This is a genomic window from Deltaproteobacteria bacterium (assembly GCA_040223695.1).
GTDB lineage: Bacteria > Desulfobacterota_D > UBA1144 > Nemesobacterales > UBA2774 > JAVKFU01.
Genome location: JAVKFU010000013.1, coordinates 123,561 through 148,007 on the forward strand (window position 1 = coordinate 123,561; position 24,447 = coordinate 148,007).

Consider the following 24,447-nt stretch of genomic DNA (forward strand, 5'->3'; position numbering starts at 1 on the left):
ATAACAACAGAATTAAATTATACCGAGGATTTCTATACTAAGCTCCCCATCCGCTCGCCCCCAACCGCCTAAGATTTATCCAACAAATATTTAGCTTTCTATATTTGGACAGGAAAAGTTGCGTCCATTTGCTATCGTTTTGCCGAAAGACATTTCGGGACCGGTACTGTTTTCTCCTGCTTAAGCGGTTGAAAACATAATATATCCAGTTCTTTAAGGCCCGCGAATCTGCATCACAGGCAAGTGGAATTCTTCTTAGACCCAATGGAGGAGTTTTATGAAAGTAAAAAATAATAATTTCTTAAGAGCTAAGAATTTATTTACTAATCTCTTTATCTTAATGGCATTATCGGTCTGCTGTTCATATGACGCATACGCCCAAAAGTGGACATCCGCCAGACCGGACGGTCACGCGCCCATAGGGGTAATGGGGGAACATACTCATAGCGCAGGAGAGTTCATGCTTTCCTACAGGTACATGTTCATGAACATGGACGGTATGAGAATCGGAACAAACAGGGTGAGCAATCAGCGCGTGCTGGAGGATTTTATGGTTACGCCGACTGACATGGATATGCAAATGCATATGTTCGGTCTTATGTATGCGCCTACTGATTTTATTACGCTCATGGGAATGATTCCCTATGTTAAAAAATCCATGAATCATTTGACCAGGATGGGGGTACGGTTTAAAACCGAATCCGAGGGGCTGGGAGATATAAAGCTCACCGGCTTGATAAAGATATTTGACGCACACAACCAGAGGGTGCATTTGAATGCCGGAATAAGCTTTCCCACCGGGTCGATCGACAAAAAAGACAACACACCCGCAGGGCCCAACCAGCAGCTTCCCTACCCTATGCAGCTTGGGTCAGGGACCGTGGATCTGCTGCCTGGAATCACTTATCTCGGTCAACACAGTATGGTATCATGGGGAGCGCAGGTGAGCGGGACTATAAGACTGGGCGAGAACGACAGGGATTACAGTCTTGGGAACAGATTTGACGCGACGGCCTGGGGAGCATGGGACTGGTTTAACTGGGTAAGCACGTCCGCCAGAATGGACTGGCAGTCCTGGGGAAATATAGACAGAGCAGACCCCGCTCTAAATCCCGCGATGGTTCCCACAGCGGACCCGGATTTACAGGGAGGGGACAGACTGGACCTGCTCTTCGGACTTAACTTTTATGTGCCAGAAGGCCCGGCGCTGATTAAAGGCCAGAGGCTCGCGGTTGAATTTGGCTTCCCCGTCTATCAGGACCTCAATGGCCCGCAGCTGGAGACTGATTGGGTGCTGTGGCTCGGATGGCAGTACGCATGGTCCTTCAAAAAACATAGTGAAAATGACCGCGGACATCATTAGAGCCCGGAAATTTTAGGGTCACGTTCTCAAAAATTTTTATTTTAAACAGACTCACAAAGTCTATGTAAAATTCCGGTATTTTCGGTTAATATAGACTTTGTGAGTTTATTATTTTTATCTTTCTAGTACTTAGCTAATTATATGGAGGAGAGGATGATGGTTAAACTTCTGAACAAAAATTCGTTCGTTCTTATAGCATTGATCGCCGTTTCTTTCGCTGTTTCAGGTATCTCGGGGTGTGATAACAGTGGGGGAGGAAGCAGCAACAAAACGAGGATAAACGGAATTGTGGAGCAGGTAATAGACGGACCTGTTTCTGACATAAGGGTAAGTATTTTCGAAAACAATAAAAGGCGGGACTCCGACAGAACGAACCAGCTGGGAGAATTCAATCTCAGGTTCAAGCCTAATTTCAACAACGTTCGGATCGAGTTCGAGGGGCCTAATTATACTCTTTCAAGGAATATAGCAGTAACCCCTGACAGCGACGTCGATCTCAGCGTCATAATTCAGATATCCCCGGCTAATATAACATTTACTGACTGGACGGTGTTCCAGGACCGCATCCGTACAAACGGCTTTGACGAATTCCTGTTTAATTCAACCGAAGCGGAGTTCAGAATCGACGGTAACGGAAACAACTGCATAAGGGCTAATGGGGACAGCAGGGTGGAAATCACGGCTCGAAACATTACTTTCATAGACTGTAAAGAAGGCATATCGACGGAAAGCTTCGGTCTCGTGATTCTCGAAGCCGATGAAGACATAAGCCTTATCGCCAACAGAGACGCAATCAGAACGAGGGACAATACCTTTGTAAGAATAGCGATGACCGGAAGCCCGGTAGATAACAACATTTTCATCACGTCCCTGAAGGAAAACGGGATAAGGGCCTCCGGTTCGTCTGAAGTCATTATCGATCCGCAAAACGACTGCGCGATTACCGGTGCGAAGAACGCGATAAATCAGAGCGGGACTTCCACGGTGGATCCCGACGGATGCACACTCGCCGACGGATAAAGAAACGCGTTTGAAATAAAAGGGGAAACAGGCGGTTTAACGAATTGTACCGCCGGACGAGTCAGTGTGCTTCAGCCCAGTTTTTTCCGGTTCCTATATCCGCTTTTATAGGGACGATTAGCTTCCATGCCCCTTCCATCTCTTTTTTCACCAATTCCGCAAGCTGCGCGAGCTCACCCTCGGGAACTTCAAAGAGCAGCTCGTCATGGACCTGGAGTATCATTCTCGACTCATAACCGCGGGTCAGCTTTTCGTGAATCCTGATCATGGCGATATTTATTATGTCGGCCGCCGAGCCCTGTATAGGCGTGTTCATAGCAGCCCTCTCGCCAAAACCCCTCCTGTTCCTGTCGCCGGACTTAAGCTCGGGGATGGGGCGTCTCCTTCCGAGAATGGTCTCCGCGTACCCTTTATTCAGGGCGTCGCTTATTGTTCTTTCTATATATTCCTTGACCCTCTTATAGCGTTTGAAATACTCATCGATATAGCTTTTGGCAATCGATACCGACGTTCCCAATTGCTTCGCAAGGCCGAAGGCGCTTATGCCGTATATTATTCCGAAGTTAATGTTTTTGGAGAGTCTCCTCATCTCAGGGGTTACAAGGTCTTCGGTTACGCCGAATATTTCAGAAGCCGTCCTGTTGTGAATGTCGTTTCCCGTCTGGAAGGCCTCGACCAGGTTCTCGTCCCCGGAGAAATGAGCCAGCAGCCGGAGCTCGATCTGAGAGTAATCGGCGGAAAGAAGCACGAATCCCTCTTCGGGGATAAAAGCTTCCCTGATACGCCTTCCCTGTGCCGTCTTGATCGGGATATTCTGAAGATTGGGGTCGCTTGAGCTCAGTCTGCCCGTTGAAGAACCGACCGGGTTAAAAGATGTGTGAATCCTGCCGGTATTCGGATTTATAAGCTTGGGAAGAGAGTCCACGTAGGTGGATTTCAGCTTTGAAAGGGTCCTGTGCTCAAGCACCTTCTCGGGTACTGAATGAAATTTACCAAGGTCTGTGAGGACCTCGACATCTGTCGAAGGCTCTCCTGTTTTCGTGAGCTTCTTCTGTGGAAGATCGAGAGTATTGAACAAAACATCTCTTAATTGAATAGGTGAGTTCAGATTAAACTCGTATCCGATCTCCGTGTATATCTCCTTTTCGATATCCGCAAGTCCCGATTCGAACTCCTTCGACAATTCCCTGAGTTTTGCCGCGTCAACCTTGACACCGTTCATCTCGATACGAGCCAGAACCTCGATAAACTTGAGTGCAGTATCCCTGAACACATCCGAAACGCCGTTCTCCTCCAATTGAGGAGCAAGCTCTTTACCGAGCAGCATTGCCGCGTCGGCATCTTCACAGGCATAATCCCGCGCGGCCTCAAGCTCTACCTCATCGAATGTTATTTTCGATTTTCCCGTACCCGTCACATCCTTGTATGAAATCATCTGGTGCCCCAGGTATAGCCTGGACAGCTCATCCAGACTGTAGCTGTTTCTGGATGAATCCAGCATGTGGGCAGCAAGCATGGTATCGAACGAAATACCTCCGAGCCTAATCCCGTATCTCTCAAGCACGACAATTTCGTATTTGAGGTTTTGACCTATCTTATGAAGCCCCTCGTTCTCGATCGAGGGTTTTAACCTATCGAGCGTAAACCTCAGCTCAAGCTGAGGGGTTGAAGAATCGGCAAGCGACCTGTGAGCGACAGGGATGTAATAAGCCTCATGGGGAGCGGGACAAAGCGCGATGCCGACAATCTCCGCAATCATGGGATCCCGGGATGTCGTTTCAAGGTCTAACGAGACTTCCCCCGTATCCTCCATTCTTCGGATCACCCTATTCAAATCTTCTTCATTCAAAATAAGGGAATAGTTATCATAGGAAACCGGATCGTCATCATCCGTTTCCCTGTCCGCGCTTTCCGAGTCGCCAAGCTCACGAAGGAGGTTTTTGAACTCCAGCTCCTCGAATATCCCCCTCAGTTTTGCCTTATCGAACCCCTCGAATCTCAATTTCTCAAGATCCATCTCAATTTCCACATCGGTTTTAATCGTAACGAGCTCCTTACTCATAAGAGCATCGCCCTTTTTTTCCTCAATCAGCTTTTTTTGTCTCGCCGTGACTTCGTCAAGATTCTCCAGGAGATTTTCGAGCGAGCCGAAATTTTTGATCAGGCTCACAGCGGTTTTCTCTCCTATGCCCTTCACGCCGGGGATGTTGTCTACAGAGTCCCCGGCCAGAGCGAAAACATCCGTAACCCTCTCGGGAAGTACTCCGTATTTCTCCATTACATCATGAAGCCCGGTTTCTTTGTTCTTCATGGTATCAAGCAGGGTTACCTTATCCGAGACCAGCTGGCAGAAATCCTTGTCGCCGGTTACCACAACGACCTCAATCCCCTCTTTCTCATACCTCCAGGCGATAGTGCCGATGAGGTCATCCGCTTCATAGCCTTCCAACCGAAACTGCGGTATGTTGAACGCATCGACTATTTCATAAATCCTCTCAAACTGGGGGACGAGGTCTTCTGGAGGCGCCTCTCTGTTGGCCTTGTAGAGCGGATATATCTCGTTCCTGAATGTATCTCCCTTGGAATCGAATACGATTCCGAGATAATGGGGTTCATAATCTTTTAAGAACTTGAATAGCATAGAGGCAAAGCCGTACGCCGCATTCGTAGGAAATCCTTTAGATGTGCTGAGATGCCTGATTGCGTAATAGGCCCTGAAAATATAGGAGCTACCGTCGATCAGATACAAAACCTCTTTTTTCATACCCGTACAGTTTAGGTATTAAAGGGAGTGGTGTCAAAGCCGGCTGCGGTCCCGGGAAATGCCCGATGGCCATTGATCCGGTTATTTCTTCAGGAGACGTTTAAAGGAACTCCTAACAATTAGAAATAAACGCGTCAGGCGGGAATATCCCTCCTCGATATGGACATCAAACAGTATCTATTATCGATGCAGACTTTTAAAATTCCGCCTCCGTTCTTCGATTTACATATCATATTATCGGATTAGGAGAGTTACAGTGGCCAAATGTCCCGATGATAAAATATTACGAAACAAATGACCTTGAAGTAGGACCGCAAATTTATAAATTCACGCCCCCGTATATCATGCATCTAAACTTTTAAGGGCACTCTTTATCTTTTAACCCAAATTATGAATACTATCAGCGGTATCGAGACAGACCGACAAGCTCTTGAAATAAAGGGAGGGAGAATGAAAACTCTTTTAATTCAGTGGATCGTAAGCGCCGCAAGCCTGCTCATAGTCGCGCATATAATTCCGGGATTCGTGGTAAAAGGGATCGGAACAGCTCTGATCGCGGCTATAATTATAGGCTTGATAAACGCCACAATCGGACTCTTTCTTAAGATTATTACACTTCCGCTCTCCATATTAACATTCGGCATCTTCCTTCTGATTATAAACGCGCTCATGCTAATGCTGGCCTCTTCTATTGTTTCGGGTTTTCAGGTGGAGGGGTTCTGGACCGCCTTTTTCGGCGCGGTAGTGCTTGCTCTGGTTAGCATGGTCCTGCGCCATCTGTTAGTGGATTAATAACTGCTCAGAGATGAGGCTGGATAATAATTTTAATGGAATCCCGCGCCTCCTCGACCATACGGAAGCCTTTAAGCGTGTCGGAAAGGGGAAGCCTGTGTGTAACCATATCCCTTACGTTTACCCGGCCCGCTCTGATAAGCTCGAGAGCGAGTGCGAGATCCGAAGGGGAAGCCGCGTAGGAACTGACTGTCTTAATTCCCGACCACCAGAATTCGTTAAAAGGTATGGAAATAGAGGCACCCGGCCCTGAAGGCGCAAAGAAAAGAATAGTTCCGCCGGGCTCCACAAGACCGAAAGACTCCTCGATTGCTGATTTCGCGCCTGTGCAGACAATAACAAAGTCCGCAAGGCGGCCGTCATTAACCTCCCTTGTGAATGAAGCTACATCTTCCCCTGCCTTAACCGCGTAATCAGCGCCGAAGCGCGCGGCCGCGCTTAATCTATAATCGCTGACGTCGGTGGCTATGATCCGTCCCGCCCCCTGCGCGCGAGCGAGCTGTATGTGAAGAAGCCCGGTAATACCGCTACCCATAACGAGCACGCTGTCAGTGATCTGAAATCCCGCAAGACGCTGCCCCCGGAGAACACAACCGAGCGGCTCTACAAAAGAAGCCTCATCGTATGAAACCTCATCCGGAAGCTTAAGCACTCCCCGATCGACATTGATTGCGGGTATACGAATATATTCCGAAAAGCCTCCCGGATCGAAATGCGTAGTTCTTAAGGTACCACAAGAGGAATGATTCCCTCTCAGGCAATGGTGGCAGGTATTGCATGGGACATGATGCGTCGCCATGACCCGGTCACCGGGCTTGAATTCTAGAACCCCCTCTCCCACCTCCACCACTTCACCCGCGATCTCGTGCCCAAGAACCAGAGGCGCCTTGGGAAGCCGGTACCATTCCATCAGATCGCTTCCGCAGATACCGCTCGCTTGCACCCGTATGAGTATCTCACCGGGCCCTATTACGGGAACGGGAATCTCCTCAAGCCGCACGTCCCTGTTGTTGTAGTACATGGCTACACGCATATTGGAACTCCGCGCTTTGGAAACTTCAGGCATGGTAAGTATGACTCCGCCTCGGCGCTCAGGCGCTGGCCACCTTTTTGGATTCTTCTTCTTTTATAGAAAGAAAAAGCTCATGAGCCTGCTTTGGTTTATTATTTTCATGAACTATAGACCGTATAGCCCTGATAATTGCCACAGGGTAATCGTTCTGCCAGATATTCCTACCCATATCGACGCCGACCGCGCCCTGCTGTATGGCGTTGTAGGTTATCTCCAGAACATCCATTTCGGTCTCGAGCTTCGGCCCCCCGGCAATTACAATCGGAGCCGGGCAGCTCGTTGTAACCTTCTCGAAATCTTCGCAGTAGTAGGTTTTCACGATGTGCGTTCCGAGCTCGGCGCAGATGCGGCAGCAAAGGGACAGATAACGCGCATCCCTTTTCTCAAGCTCTTTTCCCACGGCGGTTATACCAAGCACCGGAATGCCGTATTCTTCTCCCTTATCGACAAGCTCGGCAAGATTGAGAAGCGTCTGACGCTCATGCTCGCTTCCTACGAAAACCGATATACCCACGCCGGCTACATTCAACCTTATTGCGTCTTTAAATGATGTGGTAAACCCCTCGTCGCTAAGATCAGGACCCACAATGCTGGATCCGCCCGAGACTCTGAGCACGACATTTGCGCAGGATTCAGGATCAACCGACGTCCTAAGCACTCCTCTCGTCAGCATTATCGTATCTGCATACGGCAATAACGGCGTGATCGTGTCCCGGGGGACTTCAAGCCTGTGTGTCGGGCCAAGGAAATATCCGTGGTCGAACGCAAGCATAACGGCTCTCCCGGTTTGGGGGTTAATAATTCTGGCCATACGGTTTTTCATGCCCCAGTCCATATCAATTACACCTCTCATTTAATGGAATTTATTCCAAAAACTTTAAAGGAACGGGCAATAGTTGTCAATTAAACACATGGATCTCAGAAAAACAGTAAAACAGGTCTAATCTTTTACCTGATCAGGGTCCTTCATGCTGTCTTAATATTAGCAAGCTGTAATATCATGCAGCCAATCCGGGGGAACCCGGAAACCCCGCCCGAAGAGACAAGCAAATGCGTTAAATAGAGAGAACAACTTGTTAGCAATTGCACATAAATATCTGTGTACACTAAATTTATTTATGTAATATCAGGGTATTACCTGTTTACAGTTTATTCGCATTTGCAAAAATACTGCTTGACTCCGGGCGGTTTAGCCTTACATTATATACATATGGATAAAGCCGTGAACAGATATGAAAAGGGTATTGAAAAGTTCAAGGAAATCAAGGGAGACGGCGCCGAGGGTTCAATAGAAAGGTTAAAATCTCTCAATCCCGACCTTGAGAAATTAATCATGGAATTCGCTTTCTGCGATGTGTACAAGAGGCCTTCTCTGGACTTAAGATCCAGAGAGATAGCCACAATCGCCTCCCTCGCTACATTGGGGAACGCGCCACAGCAGCTTAAGGTGCATGTGCAGGCGGCCCTGAACGTAGGGGTCAAGAAAGAAGAAATCGTAGAGGTGATTCTTCAAATGGCCATATATGCGGGGTTTCCGGCGGCCATTAACGCCATGCAGGCGGCATGCGAGGTTTTTGACGAAATAGATAATAAAAACAAAACAATTTCAAACGGCAAAAGCAAAAAAATCGAGTTGAACAAAAAAAGTTGGCATCGATATGATAAAACACAATTACGGTAAAGCCAAAGTTAACGGAATTGATATTTACTATGAAATTCACGGCACGGGCGAGCCGCTCTTACTTGTAGAGGGGCTCGGCTACTCCGCATGGATGTGGTACAAGCAGATACCGGAGCTTTCAGAACGCTACCAGTTAATAGTATTTGATAACAGGGGCGCCGGCAATACGGACAAGCCCGATTCAGAATATACAATCGAGATCATGGCGGACGACGCGGCCGGGCTTTTGAGGACGCTCGGGGTTGAATCCGCCCACGTGCTGGGTATATCTCTTGGAGGATTCATAGCCCAGGAGCTTGCGCTGAGACATCCGGATCTGGTCAAGAGCCTTGTACTGGTTTCGACAAACTCCGGTTCCCGGCGAAATACGATCACAAAGTATTCTCAGCTCTGGAACGGCTATTTGAAGCTCTGGGGGTTTCTACCGGGAATAATGGAGACGAGCGGAAAGGCAAGTATACCCGGAAAAATTGAGCCCTATTACGGCCTGCCGAAGGAAGAGAAAATCCGTTACGGGCTCATGTCGGCTTTCACGCCTGAATACTACAGGAATAACCCGGATGAGATCGACCGGATAGTTGAGTGGAGATTGAGCAATCCTCAGCCCACATACGCATGGAAGCGTCAATTCAGGGCCGGCGTGCAATTTGATTCGAGCGAGAGAGCATCTCTGATTAAGCAGCCGACACTCGTGATTAACGGTTCAGAAGATAAGATAGTCACACCTGAAAGCGCAAAAGCCCTTTCAGATACAATACCGGCCTCGAGATTTGTACTGTTTGAAGAGTCGGGACATCTTCTGTTTATAGAGCAGTCGGATAAATTCAACTCTACAGTGCTCGGGTTCCTGGACGAGGTAAGCGAAAAATCCCCGGATGATGAATCCGAATGGTGGAAGAAAATAAAATCGTTTTTTAAAGACAAGAAAAGAGACGGGGACAGGACTAAGCTGAACTAGCCATTGGAAGCATTAATAGAATCATAAGCGGCGCGGAAAGCACGGAGCGCACGCTCAATATGTTCTTCCGTGTGTTTTGCCATCAATGTGGCTCTTATTCTGCACATTCCGACCGGGACGGAGGGAGGCCTTACAGCGGGCGTGTAAACACCGTGCTCCCTTAAAGCACCCGCAAACTTGAGCGAGGGCTCCGCGTCACCTATTAAAACCGGTATGATAGCCGAGTCGGTTGGAAGTATTTCAAGCCCGATTTCCTCTATCCCCGACCTGAATTTATTTATCAGAGACCAGAGATACTCTCTTCTCTCCGGCTCGTTCTCGATAATTTCTATCGCCGCCAAAGAAGCGGCGAGCGAAGGAGCCGGCAGGGAAGTATCGAATATATAGCTACGCACCCGGTTTCTTATAAAATCTATCAATTCCCGACTTCCCGCTATGTACCCTCCGAGAGAACCTATGGCCTTCGAGAGAGTTCCCATAACGATTGGCACGCTGTCCTCAACGCCGTAATGTTCTGTTGCCCCGCTTCCCCTCTTGCCGAGAACACCGGTTGCGTGCGCCTCATCTATCATTAGCATGCAGCCGTACCTCTCGGACAGTTGAACCAGCTCGGGCAGTGGAGCGAGGTCCCCGTCCATACTGAACACCGTATCGGTTACTATCAGCTTCTTACATCTACGACCCTGATCCGCTGAAACGAGGGAATTCAGATGATCGAGATCCAGATGCCTGTATATATTAACTTTAGAGCGCGACAGCCTGCATCCGTCAATGATGGACGCGTGGTTGAGCTCGTCGCTGTATATTATGTCCTTCTCTCCCATAAGCGAGGAGATTGTGCCTATATTTGCGAGGTAACCTGAACTGAAAAGAATGGCGGCCTGGGTATTTTTAAACCCGGCGATACGATCTTCAAGCTCCCTGTGGAGATCCGAGCTTCCGCTCACGAGACGCGAGCCGCCGGAGCCTGTGCCGTATTTCTGAAGGGCTAGTGTTGCGGCCTCAATAACCTTTGGATCCACCGACAGGCCCAGATAGCTGTTCGAGCCGAAGAGTATATAGCTCTTGCCGCCTATAATAATTTCAGGAGACTGCCCCGTCTCAATTTCGGTGAGTATACGGAAGAGACTTTTATCTCTTATAGTTTTTAAATCTTCTTCTATCCATCGAAGAGGATCATGCATATATCAGGCGGAGTAAAACTTTTTATTTTGACTCTAAGAAATTCTCGTTCGTAGGATCACTGTCCTTCTGTAGCTTCTTTGATTGAATTATACGTTACGCGGACAAGTTTTTTCAAATCCTCCATCGGTATCCCTATAGGAGGCATCAGAACCACAACATTGCCGAGGGGCCGAATCAGCACTTCATTCTCCATAGCCAGCTCAGCTACCTTCCAGCCCATTTTCATTTCAGCAGGGAAGGGAGCTTTTTTCTCTTTGTCCCGCACAAGCTCTATTCCCGCCATAAATCCCTTGTTTCTCACATTGCCCACGTGCTTAAGACCGTTAAATTCTCGGAGCTCGTTTTCCAGATACTCGATTTTTTCTTGAAGGTTATGGAGGGAGTCGTAATTTTCAAAAGCCTTCAGGTTTCCCCTTGCAGCAGCGCAGGAGAGTGGATTTCCGGCGTAGCTGTGACCGTGAAAAAATGTTTTAAACTCCTCGTAATCCCCCAAAAACGCATCGTAAACATCCTGAGTCGTTATTGTGGCTGAAAGAGGCAGATATCCTCCGGTCATGCCCTTTCCGAGAACCAGAATGTCGGGCGTCACGCTTTCATGTTCGCACGCGAACATCTTGCCTGTTCTGCCGAAACCGGTCGCGACTTCATCTAGTATCATAAGGACGCCGTACTTATCACAATACTCACGCACCTTTTTCAGATAACCGGGGGGAGAGACGATCATGCCGCCCGCGGCCTGCACATAGGGCTCGAATATTATTCCCGCGACCTCCTCGTGGTGTTCTTTTAATATTTTTTCAATCTCATCGGCGCAGGCGATACCGCATGAAGGGTAGGTTTTACCGAGGGGACACCTGTAACAGTAATATGACGGCGCCTGAAAAGTCTCGAACAGAAGAGGCTTGAACGCGGCGTGGAAAAGATCTATTCCGCCCACCGAGACCGCACCAAGTGTATCGCCGTGATAACCGTTCTCAAGACAGATAAACTTCGACTTGCCTGTCTTTCCCTTGTGCCGCCAATATTGATAGCTCATTTTAAGCGCGACTTCGACCGCGCTCGCGCCGTCGCCCGAGTAAAAAACCTTCTTTAATCCGGGAGGACAAATCTCTATAATCTCTTTTGCAAGCTCCGCCGCCGGTGGGTTCGTAACGCCCAATAACGTGCTATGGCTTAGTCTGTCGACCTGCTCTTTAATCGCATTATCTATCTCGGGAACTTTATGGCCGTGGATGTTGACCCACAGTGAGGACACTCCGTCTATATACCTTTTGCCCTCAGAATCAATCAGATACGCCCCATCCCCCCCTTCGATAACTAAAGGATCCTTTTTTTCGTATTCCCTCATCTGGGTGAAGGGATGCCATACGAACTCTTTATCATACGCTCCTAATTTTTTCGTTCTATCGGACATTATTAAATCTATACAGGGTGTTTTTGAAATCAGGGCGGCGGTCTGAAAGTTCCGACTCTGGTCCGGATCAATTGACGTCTGTTCTGACAGGCATTTCCAGGTCATCGAGCATTCTGAGGTCCTCTTCGGGCGATCTGCCGGTCGTTGTGAGATAATTTCCCAGGATCATGGCGTTCGCTCCGGCAAGAAGCCCCATAGCCTGCAAGTCGCGAAGAGTTACTTCCCTTCCTCCGGCAGTCATTAGTATTTTATCGGGCAGAATGAGCCTGAAAATCGAGATGGTTTTTACGGCCTCAAACGGCGGCACGGTGGATAATTTTTCAAAAGGAGTCCCGGGTCGAGGATTTATGAAGTTGATCGGGACCCAGCTTGGACCCAGCTCCCTCAACTCGAAGGCCAGCTCGAGCCTTTGCCTGACGGACTCTCCCAAGCCCAGTATACCCCCGCAGCAAAGGTTCATACCCGCTCTTTTTACGAGCTCTGCTGTCTTGACCCTGTCATCGTAAGTGTGAGTAGTGCAGATATTGGGGAAGTAGCTTCTACATGTCTCGAGATTATGGTTATAACGCCATACTCCGTGTTCCTTCAGTTCGTATGCCTGTTCTTCTTTAAGGTCGCCAAGGGAGCATCCGATCTTCAGACTTGTTTCCTCGCGCAGCAGGTCAACAGCTTCAAGCACCTTTTTAAAAATCCTTGGGGTAGGCCCCTTTGCGCTGATTACTATACAAAAATCCATCGCCCCCATCTTTTCCGCCTGCTTTGCCGCCAACAGTATTTTCTCGGCGGCCATCAGCGGGTGGGCGTTAACCTCCGTATCAAAATGCGTCGACTGAGAACAAAAAGAACAGTCCTCGGGACAGTTCCCCGTCTGAGCGCTGATTATCGAACGAAGGAATACCCCGTCGCCCTTATACTTCAACGTGACTTTTCTCGCCAGCGATAGCAAGTCCGGAACCTGTGACTTGGGAATTTCTGTTAAACTCAACGCTTCATTAAAAGTAATAGGTTCCCGATTGACCAAAAGCTTATCCGACACCGAATCCAGTATTGAGATGAGATTTCTCCTTTTCTCTTTTCAGAAAGTTTTAGATTACTGGAAGAGGACTTATTGTCAATAATGTTAATATTGTCCGTATTAATCTTCCCGCTGCCCATGAAACCGCCGCCGGTAAATTTCCTCTTGCTTATGATTCTTTGCAGACTTTTTCTCATAAGTAGTATAAACTGTATATAAATTTTCCATGATCGGCTAGCAAAATTCATATTTATGAAGTCATCTGTGTGTAGATCCAAATTTTCGGCGATATGATAAACATTGATAAATTATATTAATTCTTTGTATAATAGTCTTAGCAAATAGTTTATTTATCAAAAACGTAGTAGGGGGTAAATCAAATGGAGCAAGTATTGACGCTTGAAGAGGCTGCGCAATATCTTAAAGTTGCAAAGCCTACTCTGTACAGATTACTTGAAGACGGCAAAATTCCCGCGTTCAAGGTCGGAAATCAATGGAGATTCACCAGAGAATTGATCGACAAGTGGCTCTGGAATCAATTACCGAAGAAAAAAAGCGTGTTGGTCGTAGATGATGAGAAGTTAATATCGATGGACCTTAAAAAGATTATAACTTCTCAGGGTCACGATGTACTAACGATTCATAGTGGACTCGAAGCATCAAGAATAATCGAAGATATGAGCTTCGATCTTGTATTTCTTGACCTGATGTTACCGGATATAAACGGACTCGAAGTTCTGAAGGATATTAAGAAGTTGAGAAGTGATCTGCCTGTAGTAATTATTACAGGTTACCCGGACAGCGAGGTAATGAACCAGGCCCTTGAACTTGGGCCGATCTCAGCCCTGAAGAAACCGTTCAACAGGCAGCAGATTCGAGATTTGCTAAAAATATTACTCGCTCCTTCAGCCCGAACGATGAGGGAAAAAGCCGGATAATAAATAATATTCAGTTAAGGTACGTCAATAAGGCGTAAATATTATTGAGTGTAAATATGATCCGGTTCATATTGGACCGAATAATACATTTTCCAGCATTCATTTGTGAACAAATGAATGGAATATTTGCTGCCGAATTTGTACGAAGCTCGATCGGGAATCGACAGTATCGAAGCTTAAGGACATACTCTCTGTTCGGATAAGGGACCTGTTATTTAGCTTACCGCCGCCAGCCTGCCATAGGATCGGCAGAAAAAGACCTATTGGCTGCGCTTTGAAACCACCCGCCGCGGAGAACTCAGAGAGTCTCTTCGACATAGCGTTAAAAAGCACCCTTTTGAATACTGGATACATTGTCCAGCCCAAACCAGGCGATAGAAACCGATAAAATACGATGCTGCAATACTACTCAATAGCCTATGCCTTAAAAATTTGATAGAATTTTCTAAAAATCCGAGTATGGGGGTACGAAATTTTGAGCACTAAACTTAGAAAATACGGATTATTCATAAATGGGAAGGAAACAGACTCAGTATCGGGAAAAACCTATATAAGAGAAAATCCCGCAACGGAAGAACCTTTTGCGGAAATTGCAGAAGCGCAAAAAGAGGACATTGATAAGGCGGTTAAAGCCGCACAGAGCGCATTTGATAAATGGTCAAAGAAACCTGTTTCCGAAAGGGTCCGACTAGTTCATAAAATTGCCGGGCTTCTTGAAAAACACGGGGAGGAAATCGCTCTGACCAATACGCTTGAAACGGGAAAACCTATACGTGAAAGCCGCCTCGTAGAGGTGGGGGGCTCGATAAGAACACTCGAATATTATGCCGGGGCAAGCGCCGGGTTGAACGGGGAAAGTATATCGATTTCCGAGAACCAGCTGACGGTTACGCTCAGGGAGCCTATCGGAGTCGCGGCACAGATTATTCCCTGGAATTTTCCACTTCTTCTGTCATTCTGGAAAATAGCCCCTGCTCTTGTGGCGGGCTGCACTATAGTTCTGAAACCGGCCGAATACACACCGTGCGGGATAATTGAGGCTGCGAGAATATTCACGGAAGCAGGACTGCCCGACGGCGTGTTTAACGTTGTACCCGGTGAAGGGGAAGTCGCGGGGCAGGCTTTGGTAGAGCATCCGGGTGTGGGGAAAATTGCGTTCACAGGCTCGACGGAAGTAGGAAAGATAGTAATGAATACCGCTTCCCAAACAATAAAGAGGGTGTCTCTCGAGCTTGGAGGCAAGGCGCCCTGTATAGTATTCGATGACGCGGATATAGAAAACACGATAGAGGCTACTCTCAGGGGAGGTTTTTTTAACCAAGGAGAGAACTGTACCGCTGTGACAAGACTGCTCCTGCACGAGGATATTTACGACAAATTTCTTCCGCCTTTTATAGATAGAGTAAAAAAGATACGGATCGGCGACCCCACAAAGGACGACACGGAGCTCGGGTCCGTCATTTCGAGGGAGCATTTTGACAGAGTCAAGTCTTATTTCCGAAAAGGCGTAAAAGAAGGGGGCCAGGTGCTAAACGGCGGGGGTCGTCCCGAAGAACTCAAGAAGGGTTATTTTTTCGAGCCCACGGTGCTGGCGGATGTAGAGCGCGATTCAACTATTGCATGCGAGGAAATTTTCGGCCCCATAGTAGCGGTTATTCCCTTCAGAACCGAGGAGGAGGCCGTCAGTATAGCGAACGACACCATTTACGGCCTTGCGGGGGGAATCTGGACTCAGGACATAAAAAGGGCCCTCAGGGTCGCAAAAGCCGTAAAAGCAGGCTACCTCTGGGTAAATACTTACGGAGGCATAGTCCCCGAGACCCCGTACGGGGGTTTCAAACAGAGCGGAGTAGGCAAGGAGCTTGGCTCCGCGGGACTTGACATGTATCTCGAAACAAAGGCGGTCAATATATTTATCGGGGATAAGATACCGGCATGGTACAAGGGTTAGACAAGATCCACAAAGCGCTTACTGCACCAATATATAGGAGAAATTTTGAAAATGCAGTTAGGGTAAATTAGTCGAGCCCATCAGATAGCGGTCGCATTCCCTTGCGGCCTCACGCCCTTCGTTTATAGCCCATACAATGAGACTCTGGCCGCGCCGCGCGTCACCCGCTGCAAATACGCCTTCTATATTTGTCGTATATTTTCCGTATTCAGCCTTCGCATTGGAGCGTTCGTCACTCTCGACATTCATCTGCTCCAGAAGATAAGCTTCAGGACCGAGAAACCCGAGCGCAAGCAATACAAGCTGCGCCGGCCATACCTTTTCGGTCCCCGGCACCTCCCTGAAAGAGGGGCGTCCGTTATCCCCTTTTTGCCACTCTATCTCTATTGTATGTAACTCCTTAACGTTTCCATGGCTATCGCCGACGAATTTTTTTGTCAGCACCTGATACCTTCTCGGGTCTTCCCCGAAAACGGACATGGCTTCTTCCTGTCCGTAACTGAGCGTATAGACCCTCGGCCACTGCGGCCAGGGATTATCGAGCGCCCGTTCGAGCGGCGGCCTCGGCAGGATTTCGAATTGAAGCAAGCTCCTGCAAACGTGACGCATTGCGGTGGCGACACAGTCGGTACCCGTATCACCGCCGCCGAGCACAATCACGTCTTTGTCTTTAGCGGATATGTAGTTTCCGTCTTCAAGATTGCTGTCAAGCAAACTTTTCGTATTTGCTTTGAGATATTCCATGGCGAAGTGAATTCCGCCCAGCTCCCTGCCCTCCACCGGAAGGTCGCGCGGTTTTGTAGCGCCGGTGCAAATCACCACGGCGTCATACTCGTTCGTTAGCTTGTCCGCCGGGTAATCCCTGCCTATCTCCGTTTCGGTGACAAACTTTACTCCTTCCTCGGCCAGAAGATCCACCCTGCGCTGGACGATCGCCTTGTCAAGATGAGGATTGGGGATACCGTACATCAGAAGTCCGCCTATTCTATCGTCCCTCTCATAAACCGTAACTGAGTGCCCAGCCTTATTCAGCTGTGCGGCGCAGGAAAGACCGGCGGGCCCCGAACCTACAATAGCAACCTTTTTCCCGGTCCTCGTCTCGGGAATCTCGGGACGGACCCACCCTTCTTCAAATCCCTTGTCTATTATAGCGCACTCTATTGTTTTGATAGTAACGGCGGGCTCGTTAATGCCCAGCACACATGACCCCTCACATGGCGCGGGACAGACCCTGCCCGTAAATTCGGGGAAATTATTGGTTTTATGAAGACGCTCCAGCGCTTCTTTCCATAAGCCCCTGTATACGAGATCGTTCCATTCGGGAATAAGATTATAAACGGGACAGCCGGACGTCGAACCGTTCAGCATAGTCCCGGTCTGACAAAACGGAATACCGCAATCCATGCACCTTGATCCCTGAACTTTCAACTTTACTTCCGGCAGGTGTTTATGAAACTCCTTCCAGTCCTTTATACGCACGGAAGGTGAACGATCAGGCTCAAGCTCTCTATCATGTTCCATAAAACCAGTGGGGTCACCCATTAAACTTCCTCCAGTTAATTGTTCGATCCGATTTTGTGGAGATCAAATAATCATTAGTATGGTTAAGGGAGAATTAATTGCCGCTGACTCGGGCCAGGTCTCTTTTATTTTCTTCAAATGCAGCCATAAGAGCCTCATCCCCGCTAAGACCGGTTTCCTGCACCTTCTTGATGGCTTCAAGCATTCTCTTATAGTCCTTGGGCATTACTTTTACAAATTGACTGGATATCTGCACCCAGCGTGCAAGAATCTCTCTACCTCTTTCACTGTGTGTATATTCAACATGCCTTTTTATCATATCCTTGATTTCTTCTGTATCTTCCTGGTCGGGGGTATCGAGGTCCACCATCTCATGATTGCACAGTATCGGGAAATTACCCTTTTCATCCAGAACGTAAGCTATTCCACCCGACATGCCCGCCGCAAAATTCCTGCCTGCCGGGCCGAGCACAACTACACGCCCCCCGGTCATATATTCACAGGCGTGATCGCCTACTCCCTCAACGACAGCCCTCACTCCGCTGTTGCGCACACAGAACCGCTCTCCGGCCTTGCCCTTGATATACGCCTCGCCGCCTGTGGCGCCGTAAAACGCTACGTTTCCTATGATAATATTTTCTTCGGCTTTAAATGTGGATCCTTTCGGCGGATATACGATTATCTTTCCGCCGGAAAGCCCCTTGCCAATATAATCGTTGGAATCCCCTTCCAGTATCATTGTCATAGGTTTGGGTACGAAAGCCCCGAAACTCTGACCAGCGGACCCGTTGAAGTGGAGGCGTACCGTGTCCTCGGGCAGACCTTCTGAACCGTACCTTCTCGTGAGCTCGCTCCCCAGTATAGTTCCAACGGTCCTGTTAACATTTTTTATCGGTATTATGGCCTCTATAGGTTCTCCCTTCTCGATCGCCGGTTTGCAGATTTCTAGCAGGACCTTGTTATCGAGCGCTTCAGTGAGCCCATGGTCCTGCTCCATTTGAGAGTACCTGCCCCAATCCGAAGGCACATCGGGCTGATACAGGATATCGGATAAATCGAGTCCCTTCGCTTTCCAGTGATCTACTACCTTCCTCATCTCGAGCTTGTCGGTTCTTCCGATCATTTCATTTATTGTTCTGAATCCGAGCTGAGCCATAATTTCTCTCACCTCTTCCGCAATAAACCGCATGAAATTGACCACATGGCCCGGGTCGCCCGTGAACTTTTTACGCAGCTCCGGGTTTTGAGTCGCCACTCCCACGGGACAGGTATCGAGGTGGCACACGCGCATCATAATGCACCCGAGGACGATCAGCGGAGCTGTGGAGAATCCGAATTCTTCTGCGCCGAAGAGCGCCGCAATTACAACGTCTCGCCCGGTTTTCATCTGACCGTCGGTTTCGAGAACAACCCTGCTCCTCAGATTGTTCACAAGCAGGGTCTGATGAGTTTCCGCGAGCCCGAGTTCCCAGGGAAGACCGGCGTGCTGAATGCTGGTTTGAGGTGACGCTCCGGTGCCCCCGTCGTAACCGCTTATAAGAATTACATCCGCATGCCCCTTTGCCACGCCAGCCGCTATAGTGCCCACACCGACCTCAGACACGAGCTTGACGTTTATTCGCGCCTTATGATTCGCGTTTTTAAGGTCATGAATAAGCTCGGCCAGATCCTCGATTGAGTAAATATCGTGATGAGGCGGCGGCGAAATCAATCCGACTCCCGGAGTTGAAAGCCTGACTTTAGCTATCCAGGGGTATACCTTCTTACCCGGAAGCTGCCCGCCCTCACCCGGTTTCGCACCCTGGGCAATCTTGATTTGAATCTCCTCCGAGTTGACAAGATACTCGCTTGTTACTCCGAACCTTCCGGATGCCACCTGCTTGATCGCGCTCTTTCTGGAATCCCCGTTTGAATCCATTGAATACCGCGCCGGGTCTTCTCCACCCTCCCCCGTATTACTCTTTCCGCCGATTCTGTTCATGGCGATGGCAAGGCCCTCGTGGGCTTCCTTGCTTATCGCGCCATACGACATAGCGCCTGTTTTAAAACGCTTGCAGATAGATTCAACGGACTCGACTTCATCAAGCGGAATAGGGGTCGGTTCGAATTTAAGATCCAGCAGGCCTCTTAAAGTGCATAGCTGTTTGGATTCGTCGTTTACAAGACTTGAAAATTTCTTAAAGCTTTCATAACTATCGGAACGGCACGCGTTCTGGAGCATATGAACGCTTCTGGGATTAAATGCATGATGCTCTCCCCCGGGACGCCACTGATAAATTCCTCCAACATCGAGAGTATCCGTTTCTACATCGCGCTCGGGGAAAGCCACTTCGTGCCTCATCCGTATCTCTTCGGTAATTATCTCAATCCCGGCGCCTTTAATTCTCGTAGGGGTCCACGTGAAATATTTGTCCACAAACTCGTGGTTAAGACCTATAGCCTCGAATATTTGAGCGCCGTGATAGCTCTGCACGGCTGAAATGCCGATTTTGGACATCGTTTTTACAACGCCCTTTACAATGCTCTTTATATAGTTCTTTACGGCTGTTTTTTTATCTATATCCTCTAACATCCCCTCGTCTATCATATCGCCGAGCGTCTCGTACGCAAGGTAGGGATTTATCGCGCTTACTCCGTACCCTATAAGGAGAGCGAAGTGATGCACCTCTCGAGGCTCGCCCGACTCAAGGATCAAGGCTACTTTAAGCCTGTTTCCGTTTCTTATAAGGTGATGATGCAGGCCCGAAGAAGCCAGAAGCGCGGGAATGGGAGCCCTGTTTTTATCAAAACCCCTGTCGGAAAGGATTATCAAATTCGCTCCTTCGGAAATTGCCCTATCAGCCTCTTCAAATAAATTCTCAAGCGCATTTTCAAGCCCTTCGCTGCCGCCGGACGGATCAAATAGAATCGGCAGGGTAACGGACTTAAAGTCTTCGTTATCAAGTGCCCTTATTCGTTCCAGCTGTTTATTGGTCAGTATCGGGCTGTCTAGCTCGATCATGCGGCAGTTCTCAGGCTGCGGGTCGAGTATGTTACGCTCGAGGCCTATCGTAACGGCTGTTGCCGTGATGAGTTCCTCTCTAATAGCGTCGATTGCGGGGTTAGTGACCTGAGCGAACAACTGCTTGAAATACTCATAGAGGAGTCTGGGCTTGCTTGACAGAACCGCAACCGGGGTGTCTTTTCCCATCGATCCCAGAGGCTCAACGGCGTTACTTGCCATGGGCCCCATAATTATTCTCAGGTCCTCAAACGTATAGCCGAAAGTTCTTTGTCTTTTCAGTATCTGTTCATGACTGAATTCCCTGATTTCCACTTCTTCATCAGGGTCGGGTATATCGGCAAGGTTTACCAGATTATCGTTCAGCCACTTCCTGTAGGGTTTTTCCCCGGCAAGCTTGTTCTTAAGCTCCTCATCCTCGACTATCCGCCCTTCCTCGGTGTCGATTAAAAACATCCTGCCCGGCTGAAGTCTGCCCTTTTGCAGTATCATATCGGCCGGAACCTCCAGCACTCCGACCTCAGAGCCCATAATTACGAGGTCGTCCTTGGTCACATAATAACGGGAGGGACGTAGTCCGTTCCTGTCCAGAACCGCGCCTACTTTGGTGCCGTCTGTGAAAGCGATCGAGGCAGGTCCGTCCCACGGTTCCATGAGACAGCTGTGATATTCGTAAAAAGCCTTCTTCTCATCGCTCATAGTCTCATGGTTAGACCACGGCTCGGGGATCATCATCATTACAGCGTGCTCAATGGGGCGTCCGGCAAGAGTCAGGAACTCAACGCAGTTGTCGAAATTAGCCGAGTCGCTGCCGTCGGGCTGAATAATCGGAAATGTTTTTTCCAGCTCATCTCCGAATAAATCCGAGGAAAGAACGGCTTCACGCGCGTGCATCCAGTTAATATTGCCTCTTAATGTATTTATCTCGCCGTTGTGGATTATATATCGGTAGGGGTGTGAGCGGTCCCAGCTCGGAAATGTGTTGGTACTGAAACGCGAGTGGACGAGCGCTATGGCCGATTCCATATCCTCGTCATTTAATTCAGGGTAGTATTCTTCGAGCTGCCATGTAGTCAGCATTCCCTTATAAACAACCGTTTTGTTCGAAAGACTCGTAATATAGAAATACTCGCCTCCATTAATGCCGGAAAACCGTATTTCATTCTCGGCGCGTTTTCTTATTATATAAAGCTTACGCTCAAAATCCATATCATCCGCAAGCTCGGGCCTCCGGTATATAAAAATCTGCTTTATATACGGCTCGCAGCTTTTAGCAGTATGACCCAGAGACGAATTATCGGTAGGAACATCCCGCCAGCCTATTACGGACAATCCTTCTTCCTTTATAATCTTCTCAAAAGTATTTATGCAATCTTTTCTGTCGGCGGCATTCGGCGAGAGAAAAATTATGCCGGTTCCATATTCTTCCGAAGATGGTAGCGAGATTCCCGCCTCTTCAGCAACCTTTTTAAAGAATTTATGGGGCTTTTGCATCAGAATTCCGGCTCCGTCGCCGGTGTTTTCCTCGCACCCGCATGCACCCCGGTGCTGGAGATTTTTGAGCACAGTAATAGCGTTTTTTACTATATCGTACGACTTTTTACCTTTAATATTGACAACAAACCCTATACCACACGAATCGTGCTCAAACTGTGGGTCGTAAAGACCCTGTTTTGTCGGATATCCAACGGGCTTCATAACAACACCTTCCTACCGCTCTAGTATATAAGAATTAAATAAGTTTAATTAAAAGGACTGGCCCTAAATCAGGGCCTAATAGCCCCCTCAATTATGTTAGATGAAAAAAACCGCAAGTCAACACGGGATAATTTACTCACCGACCCCTGCAGCGCAGTATACCATAAAAACTAATAAGGCGCATTATAGAGCCGTACCGGTTACTCTCTGTACAAATTGGTGATTGGAAAGCGGCGGTCTTTGCCAAATGCCCTGGGGGTTATCTTGATGCCCGGAGGAGCTTGTCTTCTTTTATATTCGTTGCTATCGACCATTCTTATAACCTTCTTTACAACGGCTTCCTTAAATCCGAGTGAAACAATCTCCCCGACGCTGAGGTCATCTTCAACGTATGCCTTCAATATGGGATCCAGAACTTCATACGGAGGCAGCGAATCCGTATCCAGCTGATCGGGCCTGAGTTCGGCCGAGGGGGGCTTGTGTAAAATCGATACCGGTATCATTTCCTTATTCTTCGATGAATTGTAGTACTCGGAAAGTTTGTAAACCATAGTTTTCGGCACGTCCTTAATTACCGCAAACCCGCCTGCCATATCACCGTATAGCGTACAGTACCCAACGCTCATCTCGCTCTTGTTGCCAGTGGTGAGAACAAGCCAGCCGAATTTGTTGGATAGCGCCATGAGAATATTGCCTCTAATTCGAGCCTGGAGGTTTTCTTCCGTACTGTCCTGTTTCGTTCCCGAAAACACTTCGTCAAGCATATCGGCAAAGGCGCCGAATGCTTTCTCTATCGGTATCCTGATAACCTCTATCCCAAGATTTTTCGATAATTTCCGGGAGTCTTTTATACTGCCTTCCGAGCTGTATCTGGAAGGCATCATTACACCTATAACGTTATCTTTTCCGAGGGCTTCCCTGGCCACCGCGGAGACGAGCGCCGAATCGATTCCGCCGCTCAATCCGATCACAGCCTTTTTAAAACCGTTTTTAGTTACATAGTCCCGTGTTCCTAAAACAAGCGCATTGAAAATCTCCTCCTCTACTGTGAAAAAATCCTCGGTCTTGGGCTTTATTCCGGATTTACGGGCTTTTTTATTTTTCTTTACCTCGATATTTATTACTTCCGCTTTCTCCTCGTGAACTTTGAGAACAAGCTGCTCCTTTCTCCTTCTGGGATCGTGGATTCGGGATCTGAAAACCCTGTTGATGTTAATATCGGAAACAATCATATCTTCCTCAAACCCTTTCGCCCTTGCGAGTATTTCACCGCGTTCACTCACAACGACGCTGTGGCCGTCAAACAAAAGCTCATCCTGCCCCCCGACGAGGTTACAAAAAGCGACAATTACGGAATAGTCCTTAGCCCTTGTTATTAGCATCTGCTCTCTTGCCCTTACCTTGGAAGAGTAATAGGGGGAGGAGGAAATATTTATTATTAACTGGGCGCCGCCGTTAAGCGACTGGCTTCTGGCCGGATCCCCGGGATACCAAATATCCTCGCAAACGTTCACGCCGAATATCAATTTGCCCATCTTATAGACAGGCGCTCTCACACCTGACTGAAAATACCTGTTTTCATCAAACACACCATAGTTGGGGAGATAATGCTTTCGATAAATATCTACTATTCTCCCGTTGTGCAACACTGCGGCCGCGTTATAGATATCTTCTCCCCTGTCGGCAAAACCCACCACAACCACAAGCCCTTCTGAAGACTTTCTTACTTCCTCAAGCGCATTCAGGTTATCGCTTAAGAATTTCGGCTTGAGAAGAAGATCCTCGGGGGGGTAACCGGTTATCGCGAGCTCCGGAAAGCACAGGATGTCCACATCCGACTCTTTGGCAGATTTTATGTGCCCGAGGATCTTATCGAGATTACCCCAGATATCCCCTACACTTACATTTATTTGCGCAAGACCGATCCTGAACGTATCCATATCGCTCCCTTAACAGAAATTATAATACTCAAAGAAGTAAAATAATTACAGTAAATTAACCAATGCCTGTGAGAACGTATAATTCCCGCGCTCTGTAAAACCGCTCTTGAGCCGCGGCAGACGAAACTACATTT

The 24,447-nt window shown here is 48.2% G+C and carries 16 protein-coding genes; 7 read left to right on the forward strand and 9 right to left on the reverse strand.

Going from position 1 to position 24,447, the window contains the following annotated elements:
- Positions 1-277: 277 nt before the first annotated feature.
- Positions 278-1,363 (forward strand): transporter, encoded by a 1,086-nt coding sequence (locus RIG61_03560; GenBank protein MEQ9618234.1) that lies wholly within the window; start codon positions 278-280, stop codon positions 1,361-1,363.
- A 153-nt stretch (positions 1,364-1,516) separates the two neighbouring features.
- Positions 1,517-2,383, forward strand: a complete 867-nt coding sequence (locus RIG61_03565) for a hypothetical protein (GenBank protein MEQ9618235.1) — start codon at positions 1,517-1,519, stop codon at positions 2,381-2,383.
- A gap of 61 nt (positions 2,384-2,444) precedes the next feature.
- Here the strand turns inward: RIG61_03565 and polA are convergent, their stop codons facing one another.
- Complete coding sequence (gene polA / locus RIG61_03570) at positions 2,445-5,147, reverse strand: DNA polymerase I (GenBank protein ID MEQ9618236.1); 2,703 nt, start codon at positions 5,145-5,147, stop codon at positions 2,445-2,447.
- Positions 5,148-5,597: 450 nt separating this feature from the next.
- On the opposite strand from polA, the gene RIG61_03575 reads away from it, so the two are divergent.
- The gene (locus RIG61_03575; protein ID MEQ9618237.1) at positions 5,598-5,939 is read left to right on the forward strand and encodes a phage holin family protein; all 342 of its coding nucleotides are present in this window, start codon (positions 5,598-5,600) and stop codon (positions 5,937-5,939) included.
- 7 nt (positions 5,940-5,946) lie between these two features.
- On the opposite strand, the gene RIG61_03580 is transcribed toward RIG61_03575, so the two are convergent.
- A complete protein-coding gene (locus RIG61_03580) occupies positions 5,947-7,005 on the reverse strand; it encodes a zinc-dependent dehydrogenase (protein ID MEQ9618238.1) in 1,059 nt (352 codons plus the stop codon).
- A 25-nt stretch (positions 7,006-7,030) separates the two neighbouring features.
- Positions 7,031-7,864: a 3-hydroxy-5-phosphonooxypentane-2,4-dione thiolase gene (gene lsrF, locus RIG61_03585; GenBank protein ID MEQ9618239.1), complete on the reverse strand. Its 834-nt coding sequence runs from the start codon at positions 7,862-7,864 to the stop codon at positions 7,031-7,033.
- A 357-nt stretch (positions 7,865-8,221) separates the two neighbouring features.
- On the opposite strand from lsrF, the gene RIG61_03590 reads away from it, so the two are divergent.
- Positions 8,222-8,692, forward strand: a complete 471-nt coding sequence (locus RIG61_03590) for a carboxymuconolactone decarboxylase family protein (GenBank protein MEQ9618240.1) — start codon at positions 8,222-8,224, stop codon at positions 8,690-8,692.
- Positions 8,670-9,650: an alpha/beta hydrolase gene (locus RIG61_03595; protein MEQ9618241.1), complete on the forward strand. Its 981-nt coding sequence runs from the start codon at positions 8,670-8,672 to the stop codon at positions 9,648-9,650. The genes RIG61_03590 and RIG61_03595 overlap by 23 nt, the downstream gene beginning before the upstream one ends.
- On the opposite strand, the gene bioF is transcribed toward RIG61_03595, so the two are convergent.
- The 3 genes from bioF to bioB form a co-directional block, all read right to left on the reverse strand.
- Entirely contained in the window at positions 9,647-10,834 is a 1,188-nt protein-coding gene (bioF, locus tag RIG61_03600; protein MEQ9618242.1) for an 8-amino-7-oxononanoate synthase, read from the reverse strand. The two genes, RIG61_03595 and bioF, sit on opposite strands and share 4 nt — an antisense overlap.
- Positions 10,835-10,890: 56 nt before the next feature.
- On the reverse strand, positions 10,891-12,249 hold the full coding sequence (gene bioA / locus RIG61_03605) for an adenosylmethionine--8-amino-7-oxononanoate transaminase (GenBank protein MEQ9618243.1): 1,359 nt from the start codon (positions 12,247-12,249) through the stop codon (positions 10,891-10,893).
- Between the two features lie 67 nt (positions 12,250-12,316).
- A complete protein-coding gene (gene bioB / locus RIG61_03610; GenBank protein MEQ9618244.1) occupies positions 12,317-13,285 on the reverse strand; it encodes a biotin synthase BioB in 969 nt (322 codons plus the stop codon).
- A 359-nt stretch (positions 13,286-13,644) separates the two neighbouring features.
- On the opposite strand from bioB, the gene RIG61_03615 reads away from it, so the two are divergent.
- Positions 13,645-14,202, forward strand: a complete 558-nt coding sequence (locus RIG61_03615) for a response regulator (GenBank protein MEQ9618245.1) — start codon at positions 13,645-13,647, stop codon at positions 14,200-14,202.
- Between the two features lie 475 nt (positions 14,203-14,677).
- Positions 14,678-16,153: an aldehyde dehydrogenase family protein gene (locus RIG61_03620; protein ID MEQ9618246.1), complete on the forward strand. Its 1,476-nt coding sequence runs from the start codon at positions 14,678-14,680 to the stop codon at positions 16,151-16,153.
- A gap of 57 nt (positions 16,154-16,210) precedes the next feature.
- On the opposite strand, the gene RIG61_03625 is transcribed toward RIG61_03620, so the two are convergent.
- The 3 genes from RIG61_03625 to RIG61_03635 all read right to left on the reverse strand — a co-directional run bounded on the left by RIG61_03625 (position 16,211) and on the right by RIG61_03635 (position 24,313).
- Positions 16,211-17,695 (reverse strand): glutamate synthase subunit beta, encoded by a 1,485-nt coding sequence (locus RIG61_03625; protein MEQ9618247.1) that lies wholly within the window; start codon positions 17,693-17,695, stop codon positions 16,211-16,213.
- A gap of 73 nt (positions 17,696-17,768) precedes the next feature.
- Positions 17,769-22,373, reverse strand: coding sequence for a glutamate synthase large subunit (gene gltB, locus RIG61_03630; protein ID MEQ9618248.1), 4,605 nt, complete (start codon positions 22,371-22,373; stop codon positions 17,769-17,771).
- Positions 22,374-22,573: 200 nt separating this feature from the next.
- Complete coding sequence (locus tag RIG61_03635; GenBank protein ID MEQ9618249.1) at positions 22,574-24,313, reverse strand: NAD+ synthase; 1,740 nt, start codon at positions 24,311-24,313, stop codon at positions 22,574-22,576.
- Between the last annotated feature and the right edge of the window lie 134 nt (positions 24,314-24,447).